We start from the raw sequence: 21,472 nt of genomic DNA, 5'->3' as shown, positions 1-21,472 counted from the left end.
CCCTATCTGCATGTCTGTTATCTTCGCGCTTGTTTTCCTAGTGTTTCATTTTGCCCCAGCAGGGCCTGCTGGGTGGGTGCGAATCGCGCATCTGGCAGACGGCACACAAGTCCCAGCGCCTCCTGCTCGGCAAGCAGCACCAGCGCCTGGGGCAGCTCGACCCTAAGGAAGAGCGCTATCTCGTCGACCGTCATGGGGCTCGCGACGAGCGCGTCGAGCAGTTCGCCGCGCGACTCGCTGCGAACGTCGCTCGCGAGGCGGAGCCTCCCGTAGTCGAGCGCGATGAGGCTCTCGAGCGCCGCCTCGTCGGTGACGATGGAGGCGCCGTTCTCGATGAGCCAGTTGGTGCCCTGCGAGTTTGCCGAGAAGATCGAGCCCGGCACCGCATACACGCGCCGTCCCAGCTCCGCCGCCGTCGTGGCCGTGCTGAAGGTGCCCGAGGGGCGCCCCGCCTCGCATACGATGAGTGAGGCCGAAAGGGCGGCGATGACGCGGTTTCTCCGCACGAAGGTGTAGCGGGCGGGGCGCGTGCCCCAGCGCTCTATCGACAGGACGCACCCTCCCTCGCGCACAGCGCGACAGTAGAGCTCCTCGCTCGAGGCGGGGTATACGACGTCTGCCCCGCAGCCCGGTATGACGACCGTCTTTCCGCCCGCATCGAGCGCGGCGGTGCCGGCGGTCTGGTCGCAGCCAACGGCGCCGCCCGACACGACGACCACCCCGCACTCGGCGGCCACCCTGCCCGCCATGCGCGCGCAGGTGATCCCATAGGGGTTTGCCCTGCGCGCGCCGATGACGGAGACGCAGTCCTCGAGCAGCACCGTAGGGTCCCCGTAGCCGCGCAGCACCGGCGTCTCCCCTTCGAGGTCGAGAAGGGCTGGCGGGTAGCCGGGGTCGCCTCGGCAAAGCTCCCACCGCTCGAGCCCGGCCACCGTGCATGCATAGCTTCCGGCACCGAGCGCGACGCCAGCCCTCTCATGCTCCCCCACTGCTCTCATCTCCCAACGCATAGCGGCTTCTGAATGCACACGCCTCCGCGACGTCGTCCGTATCGACGCGCTCTCGCTCGGCGAGGTCCGCGATGGTACGCGCGACGCGGGCTGTGCGTGCGATGGCCCTACCACCCAGGCTCAGGCGCTCAGCCATGAGCTCGAGCAGCGACTGGGCCTTGGGCGAGAGGTCGCAGCTCTCGACTGAGCCCGGCATGCCGTTGCTGCCGCGCGCCTGCCTCCACGAGCCAAAGTCGCGGCCAACGCTCACCTGGTGTGCCATGGCCTGGGAGCTCAGCCCCACGCCACCTTTGATGACGCTCGCGGCGGCCGGGCGCGCGACGTCAACGAAGACGTCGATGCGGTCCATGAGCGCGCCTCCCACGCGCGACTGGTAGCGCGCGATCTGCGCCGGCGTGCAGCGGCAGACGTGCCCGCGGTCGCCCGCATGCCCGCAGGGGCAGGGGTTCGCCGCGGCGATGAGCTGGAACACCGAGGGAAAGGTGCAGACGCCGTCGGCGCGGACGAGGCGAATCTCGCCATCCTCCATGGGCTGGCGCAGTGCCTGCAGCACCGAGGGCGAGAACTCGGGAAGCTCGTCGAGGAAGAGCACGCCTCGGTGCGCGAGCGAAGCCTCGCCGGGCGTGATCGGGGAGCCGCCGCCCACGAGGCCCGCGCGCGTCACCGAGTGATGCGGCGCGCGAAAGGGCCGCCTTCCGGCGCGGATGTCATCGATGGGAAGGCCGCAGACCGAATGGACGAGCATGGCCTCGAGCACCTCCGCCTCGCTCAGGGGCGGCAGAATCGTAGGCATGCGCTTCGCGAGCATGGTCTTGCCCGAGCCGGGAGGACCGCACATGAGGGCGCCGTGTCCGCCGCAGGCGGCGATCACGAGGGCGCGCTTGGCCGTCTCCTGGTCGACAACGTCGGCAAAGTCGAGGCCAGCCGAGGCAGCGCCGGAAGGCTCGGGGCCTATGGCCCCGACACCAGAGAGAGATGCCACTCCGCGCTTGAGCCACGAGATGTTGTCGATGGCGAGGGGCTCGCGAAGGGCGCCGGCGCCACCGGCGCCGCGCACGAGCCGTGTGGCGCCCGCGAGCGAGAGCCCAAGGTCGCGTGCGAGCAGGGCGTAGGCGATGGCCCCGCGCACCTCGCTCACCGCACCTCCTAGCCCAAGCTCGCCCACGAAGAGGCAGCCGTCGAGGCCCGTCGTGGGAATCTGGCCGCTGGCCGCGAGGATGGCGATGGCCATGGGAAGGTCGAGGCCCGTGCCCGCCTTCTTGACGTCGCTGGGCGCGAGGTTGACCGTGACGCCCATGCGAGGAACCTCGAAGCCGCACTGCGCGATGGCGCAGCGAATGCGGTTGCGCGACTCGAGGACCGCCGTGGACGGCATGCCCACGATCGTGATGCTGGGAAGGCCCGAGGAGAGCGCTACCTCTACCGTCACGTGGGTCGCCTCGACCCCGCGCAGGGTCGCCGCATGTATTGCCTGGCAGCCCATTACAGCTCATCTCGCAGCGAGACGTTTGGCTTGTAGTGGAGCGCGGCATGGTGCGGCCGGTCGATGACGACGGCCGCAACGTCGAACTGCGCGCGCGGGGGATTGACGTAGCGCTGCAGGTAGGCGGCAATGATGTTCTCGTAGCGCTTGAGCTTTGCCTCGTCCACCGCTATCTCGGGGTAGATGAGCTCGCGCTCGCCCGACCAGACCCGCGTCTTGACCTCCACGAAGTAGAGCGTCGAGTCATCGGTGGCGATGACGTCAGCCTCCCCGTAGGCGCTATGCCAGTTTCTCTCGATGACTTTAAACCCGAGGGTCCTCTCGACGAACGTGGCGGCAATCTGCTCGCCAATCGCCCCGACCTCATGGGGAGTCAGCTCCCCTATGGGCCTGTCGCCCATCTCGCATGCGTTCATGCCAGCTCCTCTCGACCAGGTGACCTTGCCGAAGAGGGTGGCAGACGGGTCTAACACAAACCCGTGAGCGGTCTAACACAAAACTGGCACCGCAGCTAGAAGAGGCGCGCCGTCGAAAGAAAGTTTTGGCAGAAGCTCGCGCGATGGATGGGCGTGAGGCCCCTCTCGCGAATTGCGGCGATATGCTCGGGCGATGCGTAGCCCTTGGACTCGGCGAGGTGGTAGCCCGGGTACTGATCGCCGAGTTCCACCATAAGTTCATCACGAGTCACCTTCGCGACGATGCTCGCAGCGGCGATGCAGGCGACGCGGGCGTCGCCCTTGACGAGTGTCTTCTCCTTGGGGTGTATGTGTAGCGGGTTGCCGTCGATGAGCACGCAGTCGGGCTCGACCGCGGCGTCCGCAATGGCGCCGAGCATGGCCTCGCGCAGCGCGCGTGCCATGCCCGCCTCGTCGATGCGCGCGGGCGGAATGTGGCAGATGCCAATCGCCGTAGCCACCTCGCGGATCTTTGCCGCCAGCTCCTCGCGGCGGCGCGGGGTGAGCTGCTTGGAGTCGTTGACGCCCCATACCTTGGGGTCGTCGGGCAGGGCCACGGCACACACCGTGACGGGGCCCGCGACCGAGCCACGCCCCACCTCATCGAGGCCCAGGACGATGCCCTCGCCGCCCAGCTCGCGCATGAGCGAGTACATGCCCTCGACGCGCTCGCGCTCGGCCTGCTGCTTCTGGGCACGCCTCACGGCACTCGCGCAGGCGCGGCGCACCTGCGCTCGCGGGTCATCCGCGTAGCGCGCGAGCAGGGCGTCAAGCTCCTCGGGCAGTGCCTCGGCAAGCGTTGCCGCAATCTCTGCGGCGGTTGCGGGATGGGGACGGTTGGGCATGCGATCTCCTCGATACAAAAGGGAGCCGCCCCGCGCGAGCAGGACGGCTCCCAGACAATGCAAAGATCTGCGACTAGCGCTTCTCGCGAATGCGAGCAGCCTTGCCCACGCGCTCGCGGATGTAGAACAGCTTGGCGCGGTGCACGTCACCGTGACGGACAACCTCGAGCTTGCCGATCTTGGGCGAGTGAAGCGGGAAGGTGCGCTCGACGCCAACACCGAAGGAGATCTTGCGGACGGTGAAGGTCTCACGGGAGGAGCCACCGCTCATGCGGATGACGTCGCCCTCGAACACCTGGATGCGCTCGCGGTCACCCTCCTTGATGCGGTAGTGAACCTTGACGTGATCGCCAGGGATGACCGTGGGGATGTCCTCGCGAATCTGCTGACGCTCGATGGCGCGAATGTAGTCCATGTTCTTTCCTTGTCTCTCTTGCCCAGAGGTACCGTCTGACGCATCAGCGGTACGTGGGGTTTACACACAAGCGAGAAGTATACCTAAGCAACCCGGTCGGCGCAACGAGAAGGCAAAATGCCCTCCTCCACCTCAGCGTCTCCACGCGCGCGGCAAATACAGGCGCTCGTAGTCACGGATGGCGTAGCGGTCGGTCATGCCCGATATGTAGTCTGCCACCTGGACCTCGGGGGCGTCGCAGTCGTGGACGCGATACTCCCCCGGCACCTCGTCGAGATGTCCCATGTAGTGCATGAACAGACTCTCGACCAGCTGGTTTGCCTTGGGCTCCTCGACCTTGGCGTCGCTTTGGGTGTAGACGTTGTGGAAGAGCCAGGAGCGCAAGTCCATCATGGCCTCCCAGATGGGCTCACTCATCGCGATGTCGCCGCGCTCGGAGCTGGTCGAGACGAGGTCGGACGCCATCGTGGCGATGCGGTCAGCAGACGACGCACCCAGGCGCTCGACCACGACGCGCGGCAGGTCGTCCTCGCAGATGATGCCCGCGCGCTCGGCATCCTGGATGTCGTGGGTCACGTAGGCCACGCGGTCGGCGACGGCCACGATGCGGCCCTCGAGCGTGGCGGCTCGCTGGGTGCCCGTGTGGCAGACGATTCCGTCGACCACCTCGCGCGACAGGTTGAGGCCGCGGCCGCCCTTCTCGAGCAGGTCGACGACGCGGGCGCTCTGCTCGTTGTGTCGAAAGAGCCGTCTGCCCTCTTCCGAGGCCGGGTCGATGCCGCGCCAGCGGGCGATGGCCCGGGAGAGGGCGCCCTCGCCCGTGTGGCCAAAGGGCGTGTGGCCCAGGTCATGCCCGAGGGCGATGGCCTCGGTGAGGTCCTCGTTCAGGCGCAGCGGCCGCGCGACGCTGCGGGCGATCTGCGACACTTCGAGCGTGTGCGTGAGGCGGGTGCGGTAGTGGTCCCCCTCGGGGGCGAGAAACACCTGCGTCTTGTGCGAGAGGCGCCTGAAGGCCTTGCAGTGCACGATGCGGTCGCGGTCGCGCTGGTAGCAGGTGCGTAGCTCGTCGGGCTCCTCGGGAACGAGACGGCCCGAGGAGGCGTCGGAAAACGCCGCGAGCGGCGAGAGCAACTCGTGCTCCCGCCGCTCGACGTCTGTCCTTCTCATGATGGGCAGCGAGGCGCCCATGGGCTAGGCCTGCTCGATCTGGGCGATGACGTCGGCCGAAAGCTCCTCGACCGTCTTCTCGTCGGTCGAGAGCCTGGTGCAGCCCAGCTCGTCGATGACCTTGGAGGCGTGGTCGATGGCGTCCTCGGCCTGGGCGAGCATCTCGACGGACGTGGCGCCGGCGTCGCCCGCGAGCATCGTCACGTTCGACAGGGCGCGCGTCTTGTTCTCGAGGGCGAAGAGGCGGCCCTTGTCGACCTGGGCAAGCTGCTCGGGAACCTCGCAGCCCGGGTCGAGCGAGACGCTCGCGACCTTATAGCCGAGGAACGACAGGTACATGGCAAGCGGCGTCTTGGCGGAGCCGGAGAGGCCCACGAGCACGACGTCTGCGCCGGGCAGGTCCTGCGGGTTCTTGCCGTCGTCGTGATCCGCGAAGAACTCCATCGAGCTCACGCGGCGCATGTAGCGCGAGTCGACCATGTGGTGGGCGCGCGCCTGGTTCTTGGGGCGCTCGCCCGTGAGGCCGGCGAGCAGCTGCACGACCGGGCCGAGGATATCGACCGACAGGATGCCGCGGTTGTTGAGGTCGCTACGAACCTTCTTGCGCAGCGTGGGGTCGACGATCGAGTGGAACACGGCCGTGGAGACGAAGTCCTCCTCGTGCTCGTCGAAGTAGGCCGCGACCTCCTCGGCGCTCTCGATCTGGGAGAGGCGCACGACGCGCACGGCGCCGTCGCTGAACTGGGCGGCGGCGGAGAGCACGACGTTGTGGGCGGAGTCGCCCAGCGAGTCGGAGACGACGTAGACGAGCGCTGCGTCCTCGCGCGCGCCGTCGCCCAGCTGATCGAACGTAACCTTCATGAGAACCTCCAGACGCGAGAATCCAAGTCCCTTGCAGACATCGTAGCCGACCTGCGGCTACTTCTTGCGGGCAAGCTCGCCGATGTTGGCGACGCCCGAGAAGACCTCCACGAGGTTGTTGAGCAGGCGCAGGCGGTTCACGCGCAGGGCCTCGTCTTCGTCCATGACCATGACGTCGGCGAAGAAGGCGTCGATAGGCTCGCGCAGGGCGGCCAGCGCCGCGATGACGGCCGCGAGGTCCTTGTCCTCGAGCGAGCTCGCGATGTCGCCGCGGGCAGCCTCGACAGCGCGGGCGAGCGTGCGCTCGGCGTCGCCCATGAGCGCGTCGTCGAGCTCGCAGCCGAGCGTCGCGTCGGCGAGATGGGCGGCGCGGGCATAGGCGATCGCGAGGTTCTCGAACGTCTCGGGGTCATTGGCGCGCGCGTCCTCGAGAGCGTGGGCCAGGGCAAAGAAGTCGTCGGGGGCGGTCACGGAGCCGGCGCTCACGGCGGCCACGGTGTCGGCCGAGATGCCGTCCTCGCGGGCCATCTGCTGCATGCGGCCGAGGATGAAGGCGTTGACGTCTGCGGCGACCTTCTCAGCGTCGAACTCGATGCCCTGGTCGGCAAGCGAGCTCAGGGCCTCTGCCACGAGCGACTCGTAGCCAACGTGCAGGCGGTCGCGCAGAATCGTCACGACGCCGATGGCGGCGCGGCGCAGCGCGTAGGGGTCCTTGGAGCCGGTGGGAGGCTCGCCGATGGCGAACATGCCAGCGATCGTGTCGAGCTTGTCGGCGACGGCCACGACGCAGCCGCAGGTGCCCTCGGGCAGCTCGTCTCCGGCAAAGCGCGGGCGGTAGTGGTCGCGGATGCCCTCGGCCACGTCCTCTCCCTCGCCGGCGGCCAGGGCGTAGTAGCCGCCCATGACGCCCTGCTGGTTGGTGAACTCGACGACGGCGCTCGAGACGAGATCGGTCTTGCAGAGGTGCGCGGCACGCGCCGAGGCGGCGGCGAGCTTGGCGCCGATGCGGGCCTCGTGGGTGATCGCGAGGGCCAGGCTCTCGATGCGCTCAGACTTCTGCAGCACGTTGCCAAGCTTCTGCTGGAAGCCGACGCTCACGAGGCGCTCGCGGAAGGTGTCGAGCGAGACCTTGAGGTCCTCCTCGTAGAAGAACTTGGCGTCGTCGAGGCGGGCGCGAACGACGCGCTCGTTGCCGTCGACGACCGTGGCGCTCGCGGCGGGGTCGGCGTTGGAGACCACGACGAAGGCGCGCGTGAGCTTGCCATCCTTGTCGTAGGTCGGGAAGTAGCGCTGGTTGGAGAGCATCGACTCGCAGATGATCTCGTGAGGCACGGCGAGGAACTCCTCGTCGAAGTGGCCGATGAGCACCGTGGGCCACTCGCAGAGGTTCACGACCTCGTCGAAGACCTTCTTGGGGGTGTCGACGCTGACACCCAGCTCGGCCTCGACCTTAGCGATGCCCTCGCGGATGACCTGCTCGCGGCGCTTGGCGTCGAGCACGTAGGCGGCCTCGAGGACCTGCAGATAGTGGGCGGGCTCGTCGACGATGTGCTCGCCGGCACCCAGCACGCGATGGCCGCGGGTGGTGTTGCCGCTCGTGACGTCAGCGTAGGTCACCGGCACGACGTCGGAGCCGAGCAGGCAGCAGATCCAGCGCACGGGGCGCACGAAGGTGGCGTGCTCGGAGCCCCAGCGCTGGCTGCGGTAGTTGGGCCACTGGAGGTTGCCGATGATCGACTCGCACAGGCTCGAGAGCAGCGGCATGGCGTCGGTCGAGGGGATGTGCTGCTCGGCGAAGACGTACTCGCGGCCGTCGGTGTCAACACGGCGCACGAGCGAGGCGGCATCGACGCCGCACTTGCGGGCAAAGCCCTGGGCGGCCTTGGTGGGGTTGCCGTCGGCGTCGAAGGCGATGTTGGCGGCGGGGCCGCGCTTGACGTCGTTGACCTCCTCGGTGGCGGTCGCGACGTCGCTCACGAGGACGGCAAGGCGCCTCGGCGAGCTGATGACCTCGACGGGGCCGTGGGCGAGGCCAGCGTCCTTGAGGCCGGCCTCGACGAGCTTGCCGAGCTGAGAGACGGCGTTGTTGAGCGGCGCTGAGGGCATCTCCTCGGTGCCGATCTCGAACAGGAAGTCCTTGGCAGAAGCCATCTAGGCCACCTCCCCCTTCTTGTCGTTGGCGTTGGCGTTGGCGTCGGCATCACCGGCAACGTTTGCGAGGTAGCTCTCGCAGGCGGCCTTGGCGACCGTGCGGACGCGCAGGATGTAGTGGGCGCGCTCGGTGGCGGAGAGGGCTCCGCGCGAGTCGAGCAGGTTGAACGCGTGGCTGCACTTCATGACGCAGTCGTAGGCGGGCAGCGGTAGGTTGCGCTCGAGGCAGGAGTGGCACTCGGCCTCGTAGTCGTCGAACTTCTGGCGCATCATCTCAACGTTGGCTACCTCGAAGTTGTAGGCGGAGAACTCGCGCTCGTTCTCGAGGAAGACGTCGCCATAGGTCATGGGCGTGCCGTCGGGCAGGTAGCTCCACACGAGGTCATAGACGCTCGTGACGCCCTGCGCGTACATGGCGATGCGCTCGAGTCCGTAGGTAATCTCGACGGGCACCGGGTCGACCTCGATGCCGCCCACCTGCTGGAAGTAGGTGAACTGCGTGACCTCCATGCCGTCGAGCCAGACCTCCCAGCCAAGGCCCCAGGCGCCCAGTGTGGGGCTCTCCCAGTCGTCCTCGACGAAGCGTACGTCGTGCTCGGCGGGATCGAGTCCGATGGCGGCAAGCGAGCCCAGGTAGAGCTCCTGGGAGTTCTCGGGGCTCGGCTTGATGAGGACCTGGAACTGGTAGTAGTGCTGCAGGCGGTTGGGGTTCTCGCCATAGCGGCCGTCGGCCGGGCGGCGGCAGGGCTGCGGGTAGCAGGTGCGCCAGGGCTTGGGGCCAAGCGAGCGAAGGAGCGTGGCGGTGTGGAACGTGCCGGCGCCAACCTCGGAGTCATACGGCTGCATGACGGTGCAGCCATGGGATGCCCAGTAGTGCTCGAGGGCAAGAATCATGTCTTGGAACGTGAGGGCGTTTTCCTTCATGCTCTCCTACCTTCCTTCCAAGGGGCGAAACCCCTGCGTGCAATGCAAATTGGTGCCAAGGTGCCTAGATGGAGCCGACGTCCTCGAGCGGCCAGAAGACGAAGAGCGCCTTCGAGGTCACGCTCGAGACGGGGATGGCTCCGAAGTAGCGCGAGTCCTGCGAGTTGGTGCGGTTGTCGCCCATGACCCACAGGTAGCCCTCGGGCACCGTAAATGGGTACTGTACCCCATCGGCCAGAAGAGACGAGTGGGTGGGCAACTCGTAGCTGGGCTTGCCGTCGGTGTAGGGCTCGTCAAGTGCCACGCCGTCGACGTAGACGACGCCGTCGTGAAGGTCGACCGTCTGGCCGCCCACGGCGATGACGCGCTTGATGAGGGTGACGTCCGCGCGCTCGGGGTCCGTGAAGGTCACGATGTCGCCCACGACCGGTTCGTTCGTGCGGTACGTGATCTTCTCGCCCACAAGGCGGTCGCCCACCTTGAGCGTGTCGCTCATCGAGGCCGAGGGGATGATGAACGGCTCGGCCACGAAGGCGCGTACGAGCAGTGCCACCACGAGGGCGATCGCGCCCAGGCAGATGACCTCGAGCGCGTCCATCAGCATGCTGTGCTTACCGTGTTCTGCGCGCGCCACCTATGCCTCACCTTCGGCTGCCTCATCGAACCCGCCTGCCATGACCTGGCGGGCGAAGGCGCGCTCGTCGGTCGTGAGGTCGGCGTCGTCGAGCAGGTCGGGGCGCAGGCGCGCCGTGCGCTCGATGGCGTTCCTGCGGCGCCAGGCGTCGACCGCTGCGTGGTCGCCGGAGAGCAGCACGTCGGGCACGGGGCGCCCCTCGTAGTTGGCGGGACGCGTGTACTGCGCGTACTCGAGGAGGCCCGCCGAGAAGGACTCGTCGAAGGGGCTCATCTCGTCTCCCAGGGCGCCGGGAAGCAGCCTCACCACGGCGTCGGTGACGACCAAGGCCGGCAGCTCGCCGCCCGTGAGCACGTAGTCCCCCAGGCTCAGACACTCGTCGGCGAGCTCGTAGACGCGCTCGTCCATGCCCTCGTAGCGGCCGCACACGAAGACGAGGCGCTCCTCGCCGGAGAGCCTCTGGGCCACTGACTGGGTGAAGGGAGTGCCCACCGGCGTGAAGAAGATCACACGAGCGGGGCGCGGGTCTGCCGCCTTAATGTCTGCCACGGCCTCGAAGATGGGCGCGGGCTTCATGAGCATGCCCTGGCCGCCGCCAAACGGGGCGTCGTCGACCGTGCGGTGACGGTCGTGCGTCCAGTCGCGCAAGTCGTGGGCGCGAAACTCAAGGATGCCCTTTGCCTGGGCGCGCCCCATGATGGAGGCGCCCAGATAGGCATCGAAGACACCGGGGAAGACCGAGAGCGTCTCGACGAGCATGCTAGTCCTCCCCCGCGGCGTCGCTTCCGTCGTCCCAGGGGGCGAGGCCCACCGGGATCGACACGTGAATTACCTCGTCCTCGTCCATGCCGAGGAGCATCTCCTCGACCACCGGGACGAGGGTCTCGCCCTTGTCGCCCTGGACGACCCACACGTCGTTTGCGGGCCCCACCATGACCTCGGCGATGGTGCCGAGAAGGCCCAGGCGCTCGTCTGCGACCTCAAGGCCGCACAGGCGCTGGGGGTCATGGAGCTCGAGGCCCTCGGGGAGGTCTTCCTCGGCAACGAGGATCGACTTGCCGGCGATGTCTCGGGCCGCACCCAGGTCGCCCACGCCCGAAAGGGCCACGAGCTGACCGGACGGGCTGTCGCTCACGTCGGTGACCGTGTGCCAGCGCGTGCCCTTGAGCGCGGGCGGAACGATCGCGACGCGAAGACCCGTCGACAAAACAGGGGGAAGGCCGCCTGCGGGAACCGCAACGACCTCCCCCTTTGTCCCGTGGGCTTTGACCACACGGGCTATGAGCCTATATCCGGCTGCCACGATCTAGCCAAGCACCTCGACGTCGACTGAGGAGCCGACGCGCTGCCCGAGGGCGCGGGCAATCGTGCGAATGGCCTTGATCTGGCGACCGTGCCTGCCGATGACCTTGCCGGCATCGTCTGCAGCGCACTCAATCTCGATGAGCGTGCCGTCCTCGCGGTCGGTCACGTCAAGTGAGACGGCATCCTCGTCGTCGACGAGCCCACAGACAATGAGCTCGACGAGGTCGGCGATGCGGTCGCTCGGCAGCTCCTCGGCGTCCTGGGGCGCCGAGGAAAGCTGGGTATCGGAGTCCATGCGCTACTCGGCCTGCTCGGCAGCCTCGGCGGCAGCGGCGTCCTTGGCGAGCTGCTTCTTGGACTTCTTGACCTTCTTCTCGGGCGCGGGGGCGCCGGAGCGAACGATGTCGATGAGGTGAGCCACGGAGTCAGTGGGCTGGGCGCCGTTGGCAATCCACTCGTCGATCTTCTCGAGATCGAGGGAGATGGTCTTGGGGTTGGTCAGCGGGTTGTAACGACCGACCTCGTCAATGTGACGACCGTCGCGCGGCGAACGGCCATCGGCGACGACGACGCGATAGTACGGGCGCTTCTTGGCACCGTGACGGGCCAGGCGAATCTTGACTGCCAATGAAAACTCCTCCATTCGTGCGACGCGAGCAAGAGATGGCGTGGCGCCGCAAAACCATACAAGCAGCTCTCGATTCTACGACATTGCCCGCGCGGTGTGTAGCGAAATCATGTCTTTTGCGGAAAAGAGAGCCGTTCTCGCACCTGATTTTGCCATAGGGAGGGGCGCTCGTGGTGAAACCGTGGGAACTCCCCACACTTTCAGGAACCTTCAGACGTGCTTCAGCGACTCGTAACACAATGTGGCAAACCAAACGAAGGAGCTCACCGTGAACATTCTTGTTGTTGAGGACGAGCGCAACCTCGCCGACGCCATCTGCCGCATCCTTGAGGACGAGGGCTACAACGCCGAGGCCGTCTACGACGGCAAGGCGGGCCTGGCCTATGCGGAGAGCTGCATGTACGACGCCGCAATTCTCGACGTGATGCTCCCCGGCATGGACGGCTTCGAGATAGTCCGCGAGCTGAGGCGCGCCGGCAGCGAGCTCCCCGTGATGATGCTCACCGCCAAGACTTCGACCGCCGACAAGGTCGAGGGCCTCGACTGCGGCGCCGACGACTACATGACCAAGCCCTTCGAGGCGCCCGAGCTGCTCGCCCGCGTGCGCGCCCTCACCCGCCGCAAGGGCGAGATGGTCATCGACACGCTGACCTTCGGCGACCTCACGCTCGACCTGTCGAGCCACGACCTGGCCTGCGGCGAGCAGAGCGTGCACCTGTCCAGGCGCGAGTTCGACGTACTGCAGATGCTCATGAAGGGCACGAACCGCATCGTCTCCAAGCAGGACCTCCTCACCCGCGTGTGGGGCACCGACGCCGACGCCTCCGAGAACTCGGTCGAGGCCTATGTGAGCTTCCTGCGCAAGAAGATCCGCCACCTTAAGAGTAAGGTCGAGATTACCACCCTGCGCATGCTGGGCTATCGTCTTGAGGTGATGGAGTAGTCGCTGCGCTCGTGAGGCGAGAATGCGGGGTTCAGGTGCTCAGAAGGCTCAGGAGAAGGTTCGTCGCCGTCGTCATGGCCTTCGTGGGCACGCTCGTCATCGCCATGGTGGGTATCAGCTACGCAAACTCGCAGGCGTCGCTCGACGCCATCGTGAGCCGCTCGCTCGACATGGCCTTGGAGCAGCGCTCTGGGGGCGATGGCGACAAGGACGCAGGCATGGGCATGCGCCACCTGCCCATCCTGTGGATCGAGCTGTCCTACGACGGCGTCAAGCTGGGCTCCAACGAGCCCGAGCTCAGCATAGACACCGGCGACCTCGCGACCGTGATGGGCGAGGTCGTCTCGAGCGACCAGGGAGATGGGCGGCTCGAGGGCTCGCACCTCTCGTGGAGGCGCGCCTCGACGCTCGGGGGCTTCAGGGTGGTCATCGCAGACACCACGAGCATCGACGAGGAAAAGACCTCGCAGCTCATGAAGTCCGCCCTTCTCGCGGCGATCGGCATGGCCGTGACTTTTGGACTGGCCGAGGCGCTCGCGTGCTGGGCGGTGCGCCCCGTGCAGCTTGCCTGGGACCAGCAGCACCAGTTCGTGGCCGACGCCTCGCACGAGCTCAAGACGCCCCTTGCCGTGATCCTCGCGGACACCGAGATCTTGCTGCGCAAGGATGACGGGCTGGGCGAGGGCGCGCTGCGCTGGGTCGAGAGCGCCCATGAAGAGGCCGAGCACATGCGCGGGCTCGTCGAAGAGATGCTCGAGCTCGCCCTCACCGAGGACGCCGCCGGCTCCAAGCGTGACAACGTGCGCATCGACCTGTCCGACACCGTCGAGCGCGAGACGCTCGAGTTCGACGCCGTGGCCTTCGAGCGGGGCACGAGCATCGAGAGCTCGATCGACCCCGGCCTGTGCGTCATGGGCGATGCGAGCCAGCTGTCGCGCCTCGTGAAGACCCTGATTGAGAACGCCTGCAAGTACGCGCCGAAGGGCTCCTCCGTCACCGTGAGCCTCTCCCGCAGGGCGGGCATGGCCGAGCTCGCCGTAACGAATGGCGGAGACCCCATACCCGCCGAGGACCTCCCCCACGTCTTCGACCGCTTCTGGCGCTCCGACAAGGCCCGCACGCGCGAGACGGGCGGCTACGGCCTGGGGCTTGCCATCGCCAAGGGCATCGCCGAGAGCCACTCGGGTAAGATCGAGGTGACAAGCACCGCCGAGGCGGGCACGACGTTCACCGTGCGCCTGCCCGAGGCGAGGGACTAGCGAAGGGCGGGAGGGCCTCATGGGCGAGACGCGCGTCGACGTTGCGTGGGCTGGCAAGGCCATCGGCCTTCTCGACCTCGACGCCTTCTTCGCGAGCGTCGAGCAGCTCGACCACCCCGAGTGGCGCGGCAAGCCCGTCATCGTGGGCGGTGACGCCGACCGCAGGGGCGTGGTCTCGACGGCCTCGTACGAGGCCCGCACGTTTGGCGTGCACTCGGCCATGCCCGCGGCCCAGGCGGCGCGCCTGTGCCCCGACGCCATCTGGACGCACGGCCGCTTTGACCGCTACCGCGAGGTGAGCTCGCGGGTCATGGGAATCATTGAGGACGAGACGCCCCTGGTGGAGCAGGTGTCGATCGACGAGGCCTTCTTCGACGTGACGCCGGGCCGCTACTCGCGCGAGAGCCCCGTCGACATCTGCCGTCGCATCCAGGGTCGCGTGAGCGAGCTGGGCGTGAGCTGCTCGATTGGCCTGGGCGTGAGCAAGAGCGTGGCCAAGGTGGCCTCTGAGCGCGACAAGCCGCGCGGCCTCACGGTCGTGCTGCCCGGCAGCGAGGCGAGTTTCCTCGCTCCCCTGCCCGTACGCGCCATGAGCGGCGTCGGTCCCGCCACCGAGGCACAGCTCGCCAAGATGGGCATACGCACCCTCGGGGCCCTCGCCAAGGCCCCCGAGGGGGAACTACGCCGCATGCTAGGCGTCGCCGGTCCCGAGCTCAGGGTGCGCGCGATGGGAGCCGACGCCTCCCCCGTGGGCGAGCGCTCCAACCCGCGGGCCGCGAAGTCGGTATCGAACGAGCGCACCTTTGCGACGGACCTCTACGACGGGCCCTCAATTCACTCGGCGCTCGACGCAACGTGCGCGATGGTGGCACGCCGCCTGCGCAGGAAGAACATGGCGGGCTCGTGCGTCACCGTGAAGCTCAAGCCCGACGCCTGCACCTCGCGCACGGCGCAGGCGCGCCTGAGCCAACCAAGCAACGACGAGGAGGAAATCCGCGCCCTGGCGCGCAAGCTCTTGGACCAGCTCTGGCGCGAGGGCACGCCCGTGCGCCTCATCGGCGTGGGCGTGTCGGACTTCTCGGAAGGGGTGCCGCGCCAGCTCGACCTGTTCGAGGACCCAGCCCAGGCGCGCAAACGCGAGTCGATGCGCGCCCTGCACCGCACGACCGACGCGCTGCAGGAGCGGTTTGGCACCGACGCGGTGGCTTTTGGCCGCGACATCAGGCTGAAGCAGGCCACAACCAACACCCAGCCCCAGCACAAGGAGGACGACTAGCCCGTAGGGTCCAACCCGGGCTAGTCAACGAGCGGCAGGTCGATCGCGGGGGCGTCGCCCCAGAGCCGCTCGATGCGGTAGAAGTCGCGCCCCTCGGGCGAGAACACGTGGACGACCACGCACCCGTAGTCGAGCAGCATCCAAGGGCCCGCTTGGACACCCGTGACGGAGAGCGGCGTGAGGCCGCAGTCGAGGCGCACGCGCTCCTCCACCTCGTCGATGACCGAGCTCGCGAGGCGCTCGTTGGGCGCGGTGCACACGACGATGGCATCGGTGACGTCGCTCAGGGAGGAGACGTCGAGCGCGACGATGTCACAGGCCTTCTTGGCGTCTGCAGCGAGGGCCGCGGTACGTGCGATGTCGGTCGAGGGAACCATGTCTGCTCACTTTCCGGCCCGCGCGCCGCGCGCGAGCACGAGCTCGTTGTAGATGGAGAGGGTGCCGGGATAGAGGTAGCGCCTCGTGTCGATGACGTAGGAGATGCCGTCGGAGAAGCACGTCCAGAAAAGGTCGTCGAGGGTCGCCTTGCCCACGAGCTTGCGCTGGCGCCTGATGGCGTCGGCGGGCTTTCTCAGCGGCTCGATGCCGTCTGCCACGAAGACCACCATATCGAGCGGGCTCATCTGGGCATTTCCGAGCGTGTGTCGGTCGATTGCCTGCCACACACAGCCGGGCAGCTCGCCGAAGCGCGCGGGCAACTCGCGCGCGGCGATCATGCCGTGGAGCAGCGGCTCCACGAGGGAGAGGTCGACGCCCAAATCGATGCCGAGCTCGCGGGCGCGCTCGATGGATCGCTCTTTGGGAAGAACCTTAGACCAGTCGTGCAGGATGCCGCTCACGCGGGCGAGGTAGGGGTCGACGCCATAGGCGATCGCCATGCGCTCGGCCGTGAGCCCCACCGAGAGCGAGTGGGCCAGGCGCTTAGGCTTGGGCGCGAGCTGCTCGGCAGCCGCCGCCTCGTAGGCACAGATAGCCTTGAGCTGGTCCTTGGTGTAGGAGGGCTCGATGCCGCCCAACCACGCGGGGGCGCCATTGGGCCAGGTCTTTGCGAGGGTCTTGTCTTGCAACGTACTAGTCCTCCCTGTTGAAGCCGCCCATGAGGCCCAGGGCGTCGGGCGCCGTGTAGGCGGGCTCGGCGGCCCCATAGAGGCCGCGCTTCTCGATGTAGCCAATGACCGAGTCGGACGTAAGGTAGCGGATCGACTGGCCCTCCCCCACGCGGCGGCGCAAGTCGCTCGACGAGATGGCAAGCGCGGGAACCTCGAGGTAGCTCACCGTGAAGTCGATGCCCGAGGCGGCGATGCTCGCGCGGGCGCGCGCAAGGTCGTAGCCGGGGCGCGTGGCGCCCACGAGGTGCGCGAGCTCGGCGATGCGGGCGGCGTTTCTCCAGGTGATGATGTCGATGATGGCGTCTGCGCCCGTGATGAAGTAGAGCTCGACGTTTGCGGGGTAGTGCGCGCGCAGAAGCTCGAGCGTGTCGACCGTGTAGGTTATGCCGGGGCGGTCGACCTCCATGCGGCTCACGAGGAAGCGCGGGTTGTCGGCCGTGGCGAGCAACGTCATGGCGTGACGGTCCTCGGGTGTCGAGACGCGACGGTCCTGCTTGAAGGCGGGAGAGCCCGCGGGCACGAACACGACCACGTCGAGCCCCAGGTCGCGGCAGGCCTGCTCGGCCGCCACGAGGTGGCCGTTGTGGATGGGGTCGAAGGTGCCGCCCATGATGCCCAGGCGATAGGTGCGCGAGGGGTCCTGCCCAAGAAGTGGCAGGTCGGAGGTTGCGGCCGCGTCGATGATGACGCCGCTGTCGGTGACGCTACTCATCTACGCGCGCACCTGCCCCTCTCCGCGCAGCAGGCACTTGGTGGTCGTGAGGGCGCTCGCCCCCATGGGGCCGCGGGCGTGCAGCTTCTGGGTGGAGATGCCAATCTCGGCGCCAAGGCCAAACATGCCGCCGTCAGTGAAGCGCGTCGAGGCGTTGACGTAGACCGCTGCCGCGTCGACGCGGGCAAGGAAGGCCTCGGAGGCGGCGACGTCGTCGGTCACGATGCACTCGGAGTGCTGCGTGCCAAAGCGGTTGATGTGGTCGATAGCCTCGTCCACCCCGTCGACGACGCGAACGGCGAGCTCGAGGGCATCGTACTCGGTGGCCCAGTCGGCCTCGGTGGCGCCCAGGAACTGCTCGCGATCGGTCAGGCCGGCATCGCGGGCGAAGGCACAGGTGGCCTCGTCGCCATGGAGCAGGACGTGCCAGTCGCGGCAGGCCGCGACGAGGCACGGAAGGAACTCGTCTGCCACGACGGCGTCGACGAGGACCGTCTCGATGGCGTTGCAGACGCCGGGACGCTGGGTCTTGGCGTTTTCGATGATCGCGAGCGCCATGTCGAGGTTGGCCTTGGCGTGCACGTAGACGTGGCAGTTGCCCTCGCCCGTCTGGATGACGGGCACCGTGGCCTGCTCGACGCAGGTACGGATGAGCGAGTGGCCGCCGCGCGGGATGAGCACGTCGACCAGGCCGTTGGCGTGCATGAGCTCCACGGTCTCGTCGTGGCCCTCGCTCACGAGCAGCGTGACGCAGTCCGCCGGAAGGCCCACCGAGGCGATGCCCTCGCGGCAGGCCTCGCAGATGGCCAGGCACGACTCTCGGGCGGCCGACCCTCCGCGCAGCACGACGGCGTTGCCGGAGCGCAGGGCGAGGCAGATGGCGTCGGCGGTGACGTTGGGGCGTGCCTCGTAGACTATGGCGATGACGCCGAGCGGCACGCGGACCTGCGTGAGGCGAATGCCGCTCGCGAGTGTGCGGCCGCCGACGACCTCGCCGATGGGGTCTGCCTGCCCCGCGACCTCGAGCATGCCGGAGACGACGCCGTCGATGCGGGCGTCGTCGAGCATGAGGCGGTCGAGCAGGGGCCCAGGCATGCCGCTCTCGCGCCCGCGCTCCATGTCTCGGGCGTTGGCGGCCAGGATGGCCGCCCTGTCGGCGTCGACCGCGGCCGCCGCCGCGCGGATGGCGTCCGTGCGCGTTGCGGCAGACGCCTGCGCGAGCTCCACGGAGGCACGCTTGGCAGCGCCCGCCTTGTCCCTTGCCTCTCCCATGCAGACCTCCTCGTCAAAAAGGTGCGAAACGAACAACAAAGCTAGAAGACAAGCATTTCGTCCCTGTGAACAACCGGGCAGTCGGCGCGATCGGGCAGGAAGCGCGCGATGACGTCGAGTCTGAGACCATGGACGCGCCAGAGGTCCTCGGAGGAATAGCGCGTGATGCCGCGCCCCACGAGGTGGCCGTCGGGTGCGAGCACGCTCACGGTGTCCCCCTCGCCAAACTCACCCTCGACCGCGGTGACGCCCACGGGAAGCAGCGATGCTCCCTCGAGCTCGAGCGCGCGAGCCGCACCGGCGTCGACCGTGACCGAGCCCCGGGAGAGGCCCGCGAGGCCAATCCAGAGCTTGCGGGCCTGCTCGTGGCCGCCCGTGCCATCGCCCTCGAAGAGGGTGTGGCGCCCACGGCCGTCGGCGGCGTCGACGAGCGCGCGGGGCGCCCTGCCACGGCAGATCGCCATGGGGATGCCCGCGGCAATCATCGCACGGCCGGCGCGCACCTTGGTGGCCATGCCGCCCGTGCCATAGCTGCTGCCGGTGCCGCCCGCCATCTGCGCGATGCGGGCGTCGACGCGCTCGACGCGCTCGATGAGGCTGGCGCTGGGGTCGGAGTCGGGGTTGGCGGTGTAAAGGCCGTCGATGTCCGACAGGATGACGTAGAGGTCGGCGTCGATGAGCGAGGCCACGATTGCACCCAGCATGTCGTTGTCGCCAAAGGAGAACTCGCGCACGCTCACCGTGTCGTTCTCGTTCACGATGGGCACGACGCCCAGCTCGAGCAGGCGCTCGAAGGTGTTGCGCGCGTTGAGGTACCCCGTGCGGTCGACGACGTCGCCGCGCGTGAGCAGCACCTGGGCGCACGACAGGCCGTCGTCTGCAAGGACCTCCGCGTAGCGCTCGATGAGCTTGGCCTGGCCGGCGGCGGCACAGGCCTGCAACGTGGGGATGTCGCTGGGGCGGGCGTCAAAGCCCAGAAGCGAGCGTCCCACCGCGGCGGCACCACTCGAGACGAGCACGACGCGGTCTCCCCTGCGCCTGAGCTCGGCGATCTGCGAGCACATCGAGGCCACGAAGCCAAGGTCGAGCTCGCCCGTCTCGTCCACGAGGGTCGAGGAGCCCACCTTGAAGACGATCAGGCGCCCGCTCACTGGTCCTCCCTGGCCGTCTCGGCAACAGCGCAGCCCTCGACTCCTGACGCGTCGCTCGCGTCCACGGCGTCCGAGGCGTCCTCGGGAGCCTCGGCACCGCCGGTGGCTTCGTCCTCGAACTCGTCGAAGAGCTCGCCCACGGTGAGGATGGGCTCGTCTTCGGTGAGCTCGGCATACATGTCGTCCTCGTCCTCGCCCTTGTAGTCGAGGTCGTAGCCCAGGATGCGCACGGTGTCACCCGTGACACAGCCGGCCTTGGCGAGCATCTTGTCGAGGCCCATGCGGTCGAAGCGGTGCTGGAGGTAGGCCACGGCCTCCTCGTTCTCCCAGTCGGTCTTGATGACCATGCGCTCGATGGCGTTGCCCGAGACGCGCCAGACGCCACCGCCGAGGTTGGCGATCTGGATGCGGGCGTCGCGGCGCACGCGGCGCTGCTCCCACTCCTCGTTGCGCAGGGGCTCCTCGTCGAGCTCGCGCTCGGCGCGAAGCTTCGAGACCATCTCGGCACAGGCAGCCTCAAGAGACTCGACGCCGGCGCCCGTCACGGCCGAGACGGCAAAGAACGCGTGGCCGTCGGCTGCGGCTCGCTGGCGCAGGGCCTCGAGGGCCTCGCTCGTGCCCGGCATGTCGCACTTGTTGGCGACGACCACCTGCGGGCGCTCGGCAAGCTCGGGCGCATAGGCCGCGAGCTCATGATTGATGGTGTCGTAGTCCTCGACGGCGTTGCGGCCCTCGTAGCCGCCCGTGAGGTCGACCACGTGCATGATGAGGGCGGTTCGCTCGATGTGACGCAGGAACTCGTGGCCGAGGCCCTTGCCCTCGCTCGCCCCCTCGATGAGACCGGGGACATCGGCGGCGACGAAGGAGCCGGCGTGCCCGGCGCGCACAACGCCCAGGTTGGGCACGAGCGTGGTGAACGGGTAGTCGGCGATCTTGGGCCGCGCGGCGCTCATGCGGGCGATGAGCGAGGACTTGCCCACGCTCGGCATGCCCACGAGGGCCGCGTCTGCCATGAGCTTCATCTCGAGCTCGATCCAGTGCTCGAAGGCCGGTTCGCCCTTCTCGGAGAAGGCTGGGGCGCGGCGCACCGAGGTCACGAAGTGGATGTTGCCCTTGCCGCCCGTGCCGCCGGGGCCCACGATGACGCGCTCGCCGGGGTGCGTGAGGTCGGCGATCTGGTAGAGGGGCTCCATGGTCTCGGGGTCAAGCTCGGAGACGACGGTGCCGCAGGGCACCTTGAGCACGAGGTCCTCGCCGTCTCGGCCGTGCTTGCGCGCGCCCTGGCCGTGCGTGCCGCGCTCGGCGCGGAAGTGGTGCTTGAAGCGGTAGTCGATAAGCGAGGAGAGCTGCGGGTCGCACTCGAGAACGACATTGCCACCGCGCCCGCCGTCGCCGCCGTCGGGGCCTCCCTTGGGCACGAAGGCCTCGCGGCGGAACGACGTGCATCCCGCACCGCCGTCGCCGCCCTTGACGTTGATTCGAGAGATGTCAGTGAACTGAGACATGATGGTTATCCTTCTCGAGCGTACGCAAAAGGACCCCCGGCCAGCGGATGGGCCGAGGGTCCTGACAATACCCAAAAGGGTGCGCGGAAGCCCTTAAGCCTCCTGCGCCGGACGCACGTGCACGCGGTGCTTGGCGCCCTTCACGAACTCAACCGTGCCGTCGCACAGGGCAAACAGGGTGTCGTCCTTGCCGCGGCCCACGTTCTCGCCCGGCATGATGTGCGTGCCGCGCTGACGAACGATGATCTGACCGGTCTTGATGGACTGGCCGCCGAAAACCTTCGTGCCGAGGCGCTGAGCCGCGGAGTCACGACCGTTACGGGAGCTAGCCTGACCCTTCTTGTGTGCCATATCTGGTACCTGCCTA

At 67.9% G+C, this 21,472-nt stretch carries 24 protein-coding genes; 3 read left to right on the top strand and 21 right to left on the bottom strand.

All coding sequences use genetic code 11. The features are described from left to right. Window positions 1-17: 17 nt before the first annotated feature. The 14 genes from Q3866_RS01975 to rpsP form a co-directional block, all read right to left on the bottom strand. Window positions 18-989, bottom strand: coding sequence for a DNA-processing protein DprA (locus Q3866_RS01975; protein ID WP_301829192.1), 972 nt, complete (start codon window positions 987-989; stop codon window positions 18-20). Continuing rightward, the gene (locus tag Q3866_RS01970; RefSeq protein WP_301829189.1) at window positions 976-2,493 is read right to left on the bottom strand and encodes a YifB family Mg chelatase-like AAA ATPase; all 1,518 of its coding nucleotides are present in this window, start codon (window positions 2,491-2,493) and stop codon (window positions 976-978) included. The genes Q3866_RS01975 and Q3866_RS01970 overlap by 14 nt, the downstream gene beginning before the upstream one ends. Next, window positions 2,493-2,909: a YraN family protein gene (locus Q3866_RS01965; protein ID WP_301829188.1), complete on the bottom strand. Its 417-nt coding sequence runs from the start codon at window positions 2,907-2,909 to the stop codon at window positions 2,493-2,495. The genes Q3866_RS01970 and Q3866_RS01965 overlap by 1 nt, the downstream gene beginning before the upstream one ends. A 95-nt stretch (window positions 2,910-3,004) precedes the next feature. Continuing rightward, window positions 3,005-3,793, bottom strand: a complete 789-nt coding sequence (locus Q3866_RS01960) for a ribonuclease HII (protein ID WP_301829187.1) — start codon at window positions 3,791-3,793, stop codon at window positions 3,005-3,007. A 73-nt stretch (window positions 3,794-3,866) separates the two neighbouring features. After that, window positions 3,867-4,208 (bottom strand): 50S ribosomal protein L19, encoded by a 342-nt coding sequence (rplS, locus tag Q3866_RS01955; RefSeq protein ID WP_293672963.1) that lies wholly within the window; start codon window positions 4,206-4,208, stop codon window positions 3,867-3,869. Window positions 4,209-4,340: 132 nt separating this feature from the next. Then, window positions 4,341-5,375 carry a deoxyguanosinetriphosphate triphosphohydrolase gene (locus Q3866_RS01950; protein ID WP_301829186.1) on the bottom strand — a complete coding sequence of 345 codons (1,035 nt, stop codon included), beginning with the start codon at window positions 5,373-5,375 and terminating at the stop codon, window positions 4,341-4,343. A gap of 24 nt (window positions 5,376-5,399) precedes the next feature. Further along, window positions 5,400-6,236, bottom strand: coding sequence for a kinase/pyrophosphorylase (locus Q3866_RS01945; RefSeq protein WP_293672965.1), 837 nt, complete (start codon window positions 6,234-6,236; stop codon window positions 5,400-5,402). Window positions 6,237-6,293: 57 nt separating this feature from the next. After that, window positions 6,294-8,387 (bottom strand): glycine--tRNA ligase subunit beta, encoded by a 2,094-nt coding sequence (gene glyS / locus Q3866_RS01940; protein WP_301829185.1) that lies wholly within the window; start codon window positions 8,385-8,387, stop codon window positions 6,294-6,296. Then, window positions 8,388-9,311, bottom strand: a complete 924-nt coding sequence (locus Q3866_RS01935) for a glycine--tRNA ligase subunit alpha (protein ID WP_301829183.1) — start codon at window positions 9,309-9,311, stop codon at window positions 8,388-8,390. It lies immediately after the preceding gene. A gap of 64 nt (window positions 9,312-9,375) precedes the next feature. Next, a complete protein-coding gene (gene lepB / locus Q3866_RS01930; RefSeq protein WP_301829181.1) occupies window positions 9,376-9,945 on the bottom strand; it encodes a signal peptidase I in 570 nt (189 codons plus the stop codon). Then, on the bottom strand, window positions 9,946-10,704 hold the full coding sequence (trmD, locus tag Q3866_RS01925) for a tRNA (guanosine(37)-N1)-methyltransferase TrmD (protein WP_301829180.1): 759 nt from the start codon (window positions 10,702-10,704) through the stop codon (window positions 9,946-9,948). 1 nt (window position 10,705) lies between these two features. Beyond that, window positions 10,706-11,218, bottom strand: coding sequence for a ribosome maturation factor RimM (locus tag Q3866_RS01920; protein ID WP_293826172.1), 513 nt, complete (start codon window positions 11,216-11,218; stop codon window positions 10,706-10,708). Window positions 11,219-11,251: 33 nt separating this feature from the next. Continuing rightward, on the bottom strand, window positions 11,252-11,545 hold the full coding sequence (locus tag Q3866_RS01915) for a KH domain-containing protein (RefSeq protein WP_293672971.1): 294 nt from the start codon (window positions 11,543-11,545) through the stop codon (window positions 11,252-11,254). 3 nt (window positions 11,546-11,548) lie between these two features. After that, window positions 11,549-11,878, bottom strand: a complete 330-nt coding sequence (rpsP, locus tag Q3866_RS01910) for a 30S ribosomal protein S16 (protein ID WP_301829178.1) — start codon at window positions 11,876-11,878, stop codon at window positions 11,549-11,551. 268 nt (window positions 11,879-12,146) lie between these two features. Between rpsP and Q3866_RS01905 the strand changes: the two genes are divergently transcribed. From Q3866_RS01905 to dinB, 3 genes are read left to right on the top strand one after another with little or no spacing between them, the layout of a single operon-like run. Then, window positions 12,147-12,821 (top strand): response regulator transcription factor, encoded by a 675-nt coding sequence (locus tag Q3866_RS01905; protein ID WP_301829176.1) that lies wholly within the window; start codon window positions 12,147-12,149, stop codon window positions 12,819-12,821. Window positions 12,822-12,856: 35 nt separating this feature from the next. Then, window positions 12,857-14,080, top strand: a complete 1,224-nt coding sequence (locus Q3866_RS01900) for a cell wall metabolism sensor histidine kinase WalK (RefSeq protein WP_301829175.1) — start codon at window positions 12,857-12,859, stop codon at window positions 14,078-14,080. A 19-nt stretch (window positions 14,081-14,099) separates the two neighbouring features. Further along, window positions 14,100-15,356 (top strand): DNA polymerase IV, encoded by a 1,257-nt coding sequence (gene dinB, locus Q3866_RS01895; RefSeq protein WP_301829174.1) that lies wholly within the window; start codon window positions 14,100-14,102, stop codon window positions 15,354-15,356. A gap of 20 nt (window positions 15,357-15,376) precedes the next feature. Here dinB and rsfS read toward each other — a convergent pair whose 3' ends face one another. The 7 genes from rsfS to rpmA form a co-directional block, all read right to left on the bottom strand. Continuing rightward, the gene (gene rsfS / locus Q3866_RS01890; RefSeq protein WP_293672976.1) at window positions 15,377-15,733 is read right to left on the bottom strand and encodes a ribosome silencing factor; all 357 of its coding nucleotides are present in this window, start codon (window positions 15,731-15,733) and stop codon (window positions 15,377-15,379) included. Between the two features lie 6 nt (window positions 15,734-15,739). Next, entirely contained in the window at window positions 15,740-16,423 is a 684-nt protein-coding gene (yqeK, locus tag Q3866_RS01885; RefSeq protein WP_301829171.1) for a bis(5'-nucleosyl)-tetraphosphatase (symmetrical) YqeK, read from the bottom strand. Between the two features lie 4 nt (window positions 16,424-16,427). Beyond that, window positions 16,428-17,177: a nicotinate-nucleotide adenylyltransferase gene (gene nadD / locus Q3866_RS01880; protein WP_301829169.1), complete on the bottom strand. Its 750-nt coding sequence runs from the start codon at window positions 17,175-17,177 to the stop codon at window positions 16,428-16,430. Further along, the gene (locus tag Q3866_RS01875) at window positions 17,178-18,449 is read right to left on the bottom strand and encodes a glutamate-5-semialdehyde dehydrogenase (protein WP_301829167.1); all 1,272 of its coding nucleotides are present in this window, start codon (window positions 18,447-18,449) and stop codon (window positions 17,178-17,180) included. It abuts the gene before it with no gap. A gap of 41 nt (window positions 18,450-18,490) precedes the next feature. Further along, the gene (gene proB / locus Q3866_RS01870; RefSeq protein ID WP_301829166.1) at window positions 18,491-19,600 is read right to left on the bottom strand and encodes a glutamate 5-kinase; all 1,110 of its coding nucleotides are present in this window, start codon (window positions 19,598-19,600) and stop codon (window positions 18,491-18,493) included. Then, window positions 19,597-21,105, bottom strand: coding sequence for a GTPase ObgE (gene obgE / locus Q3866_RS01865; protein WP_301829164.1), 1,509 nt, complete (start codon window positions 21,103-21,105; stop codon window positions 19,597-19,599). Before obgE ends, proB begins: the two co-directional genes overlap by 4 nt. Before the next feature lie 93 nt (window positions 21,106-21,198). Beyond that, on the bottom strand, window positions 21,199-21,456 hold the full coding sequence (gene rpmA, locus Q3866_RS01860) for a 50S ribosomal protein L27 (RefSeq protein ID WP_301829161.1): 258 nt from the start codon (window positions 21,454-21,456) through the stop codon (window positions 21,199-21,201). Between the last annotated feature and the right edge of the window lie 16 nt (window positions 21,457-21,472).

It is taken from the genome of uncultured Parolsenella sp., assembly GCF_958346945.1.
Lineage (GTDB): Bacteria > Actinomycetota > Coriobacteriia > Coriobacteriales > Atopobiaceae > Parolsenella.
This window is presented reverse-complemented; position numbering and strand designations above follow the sequence as displayed.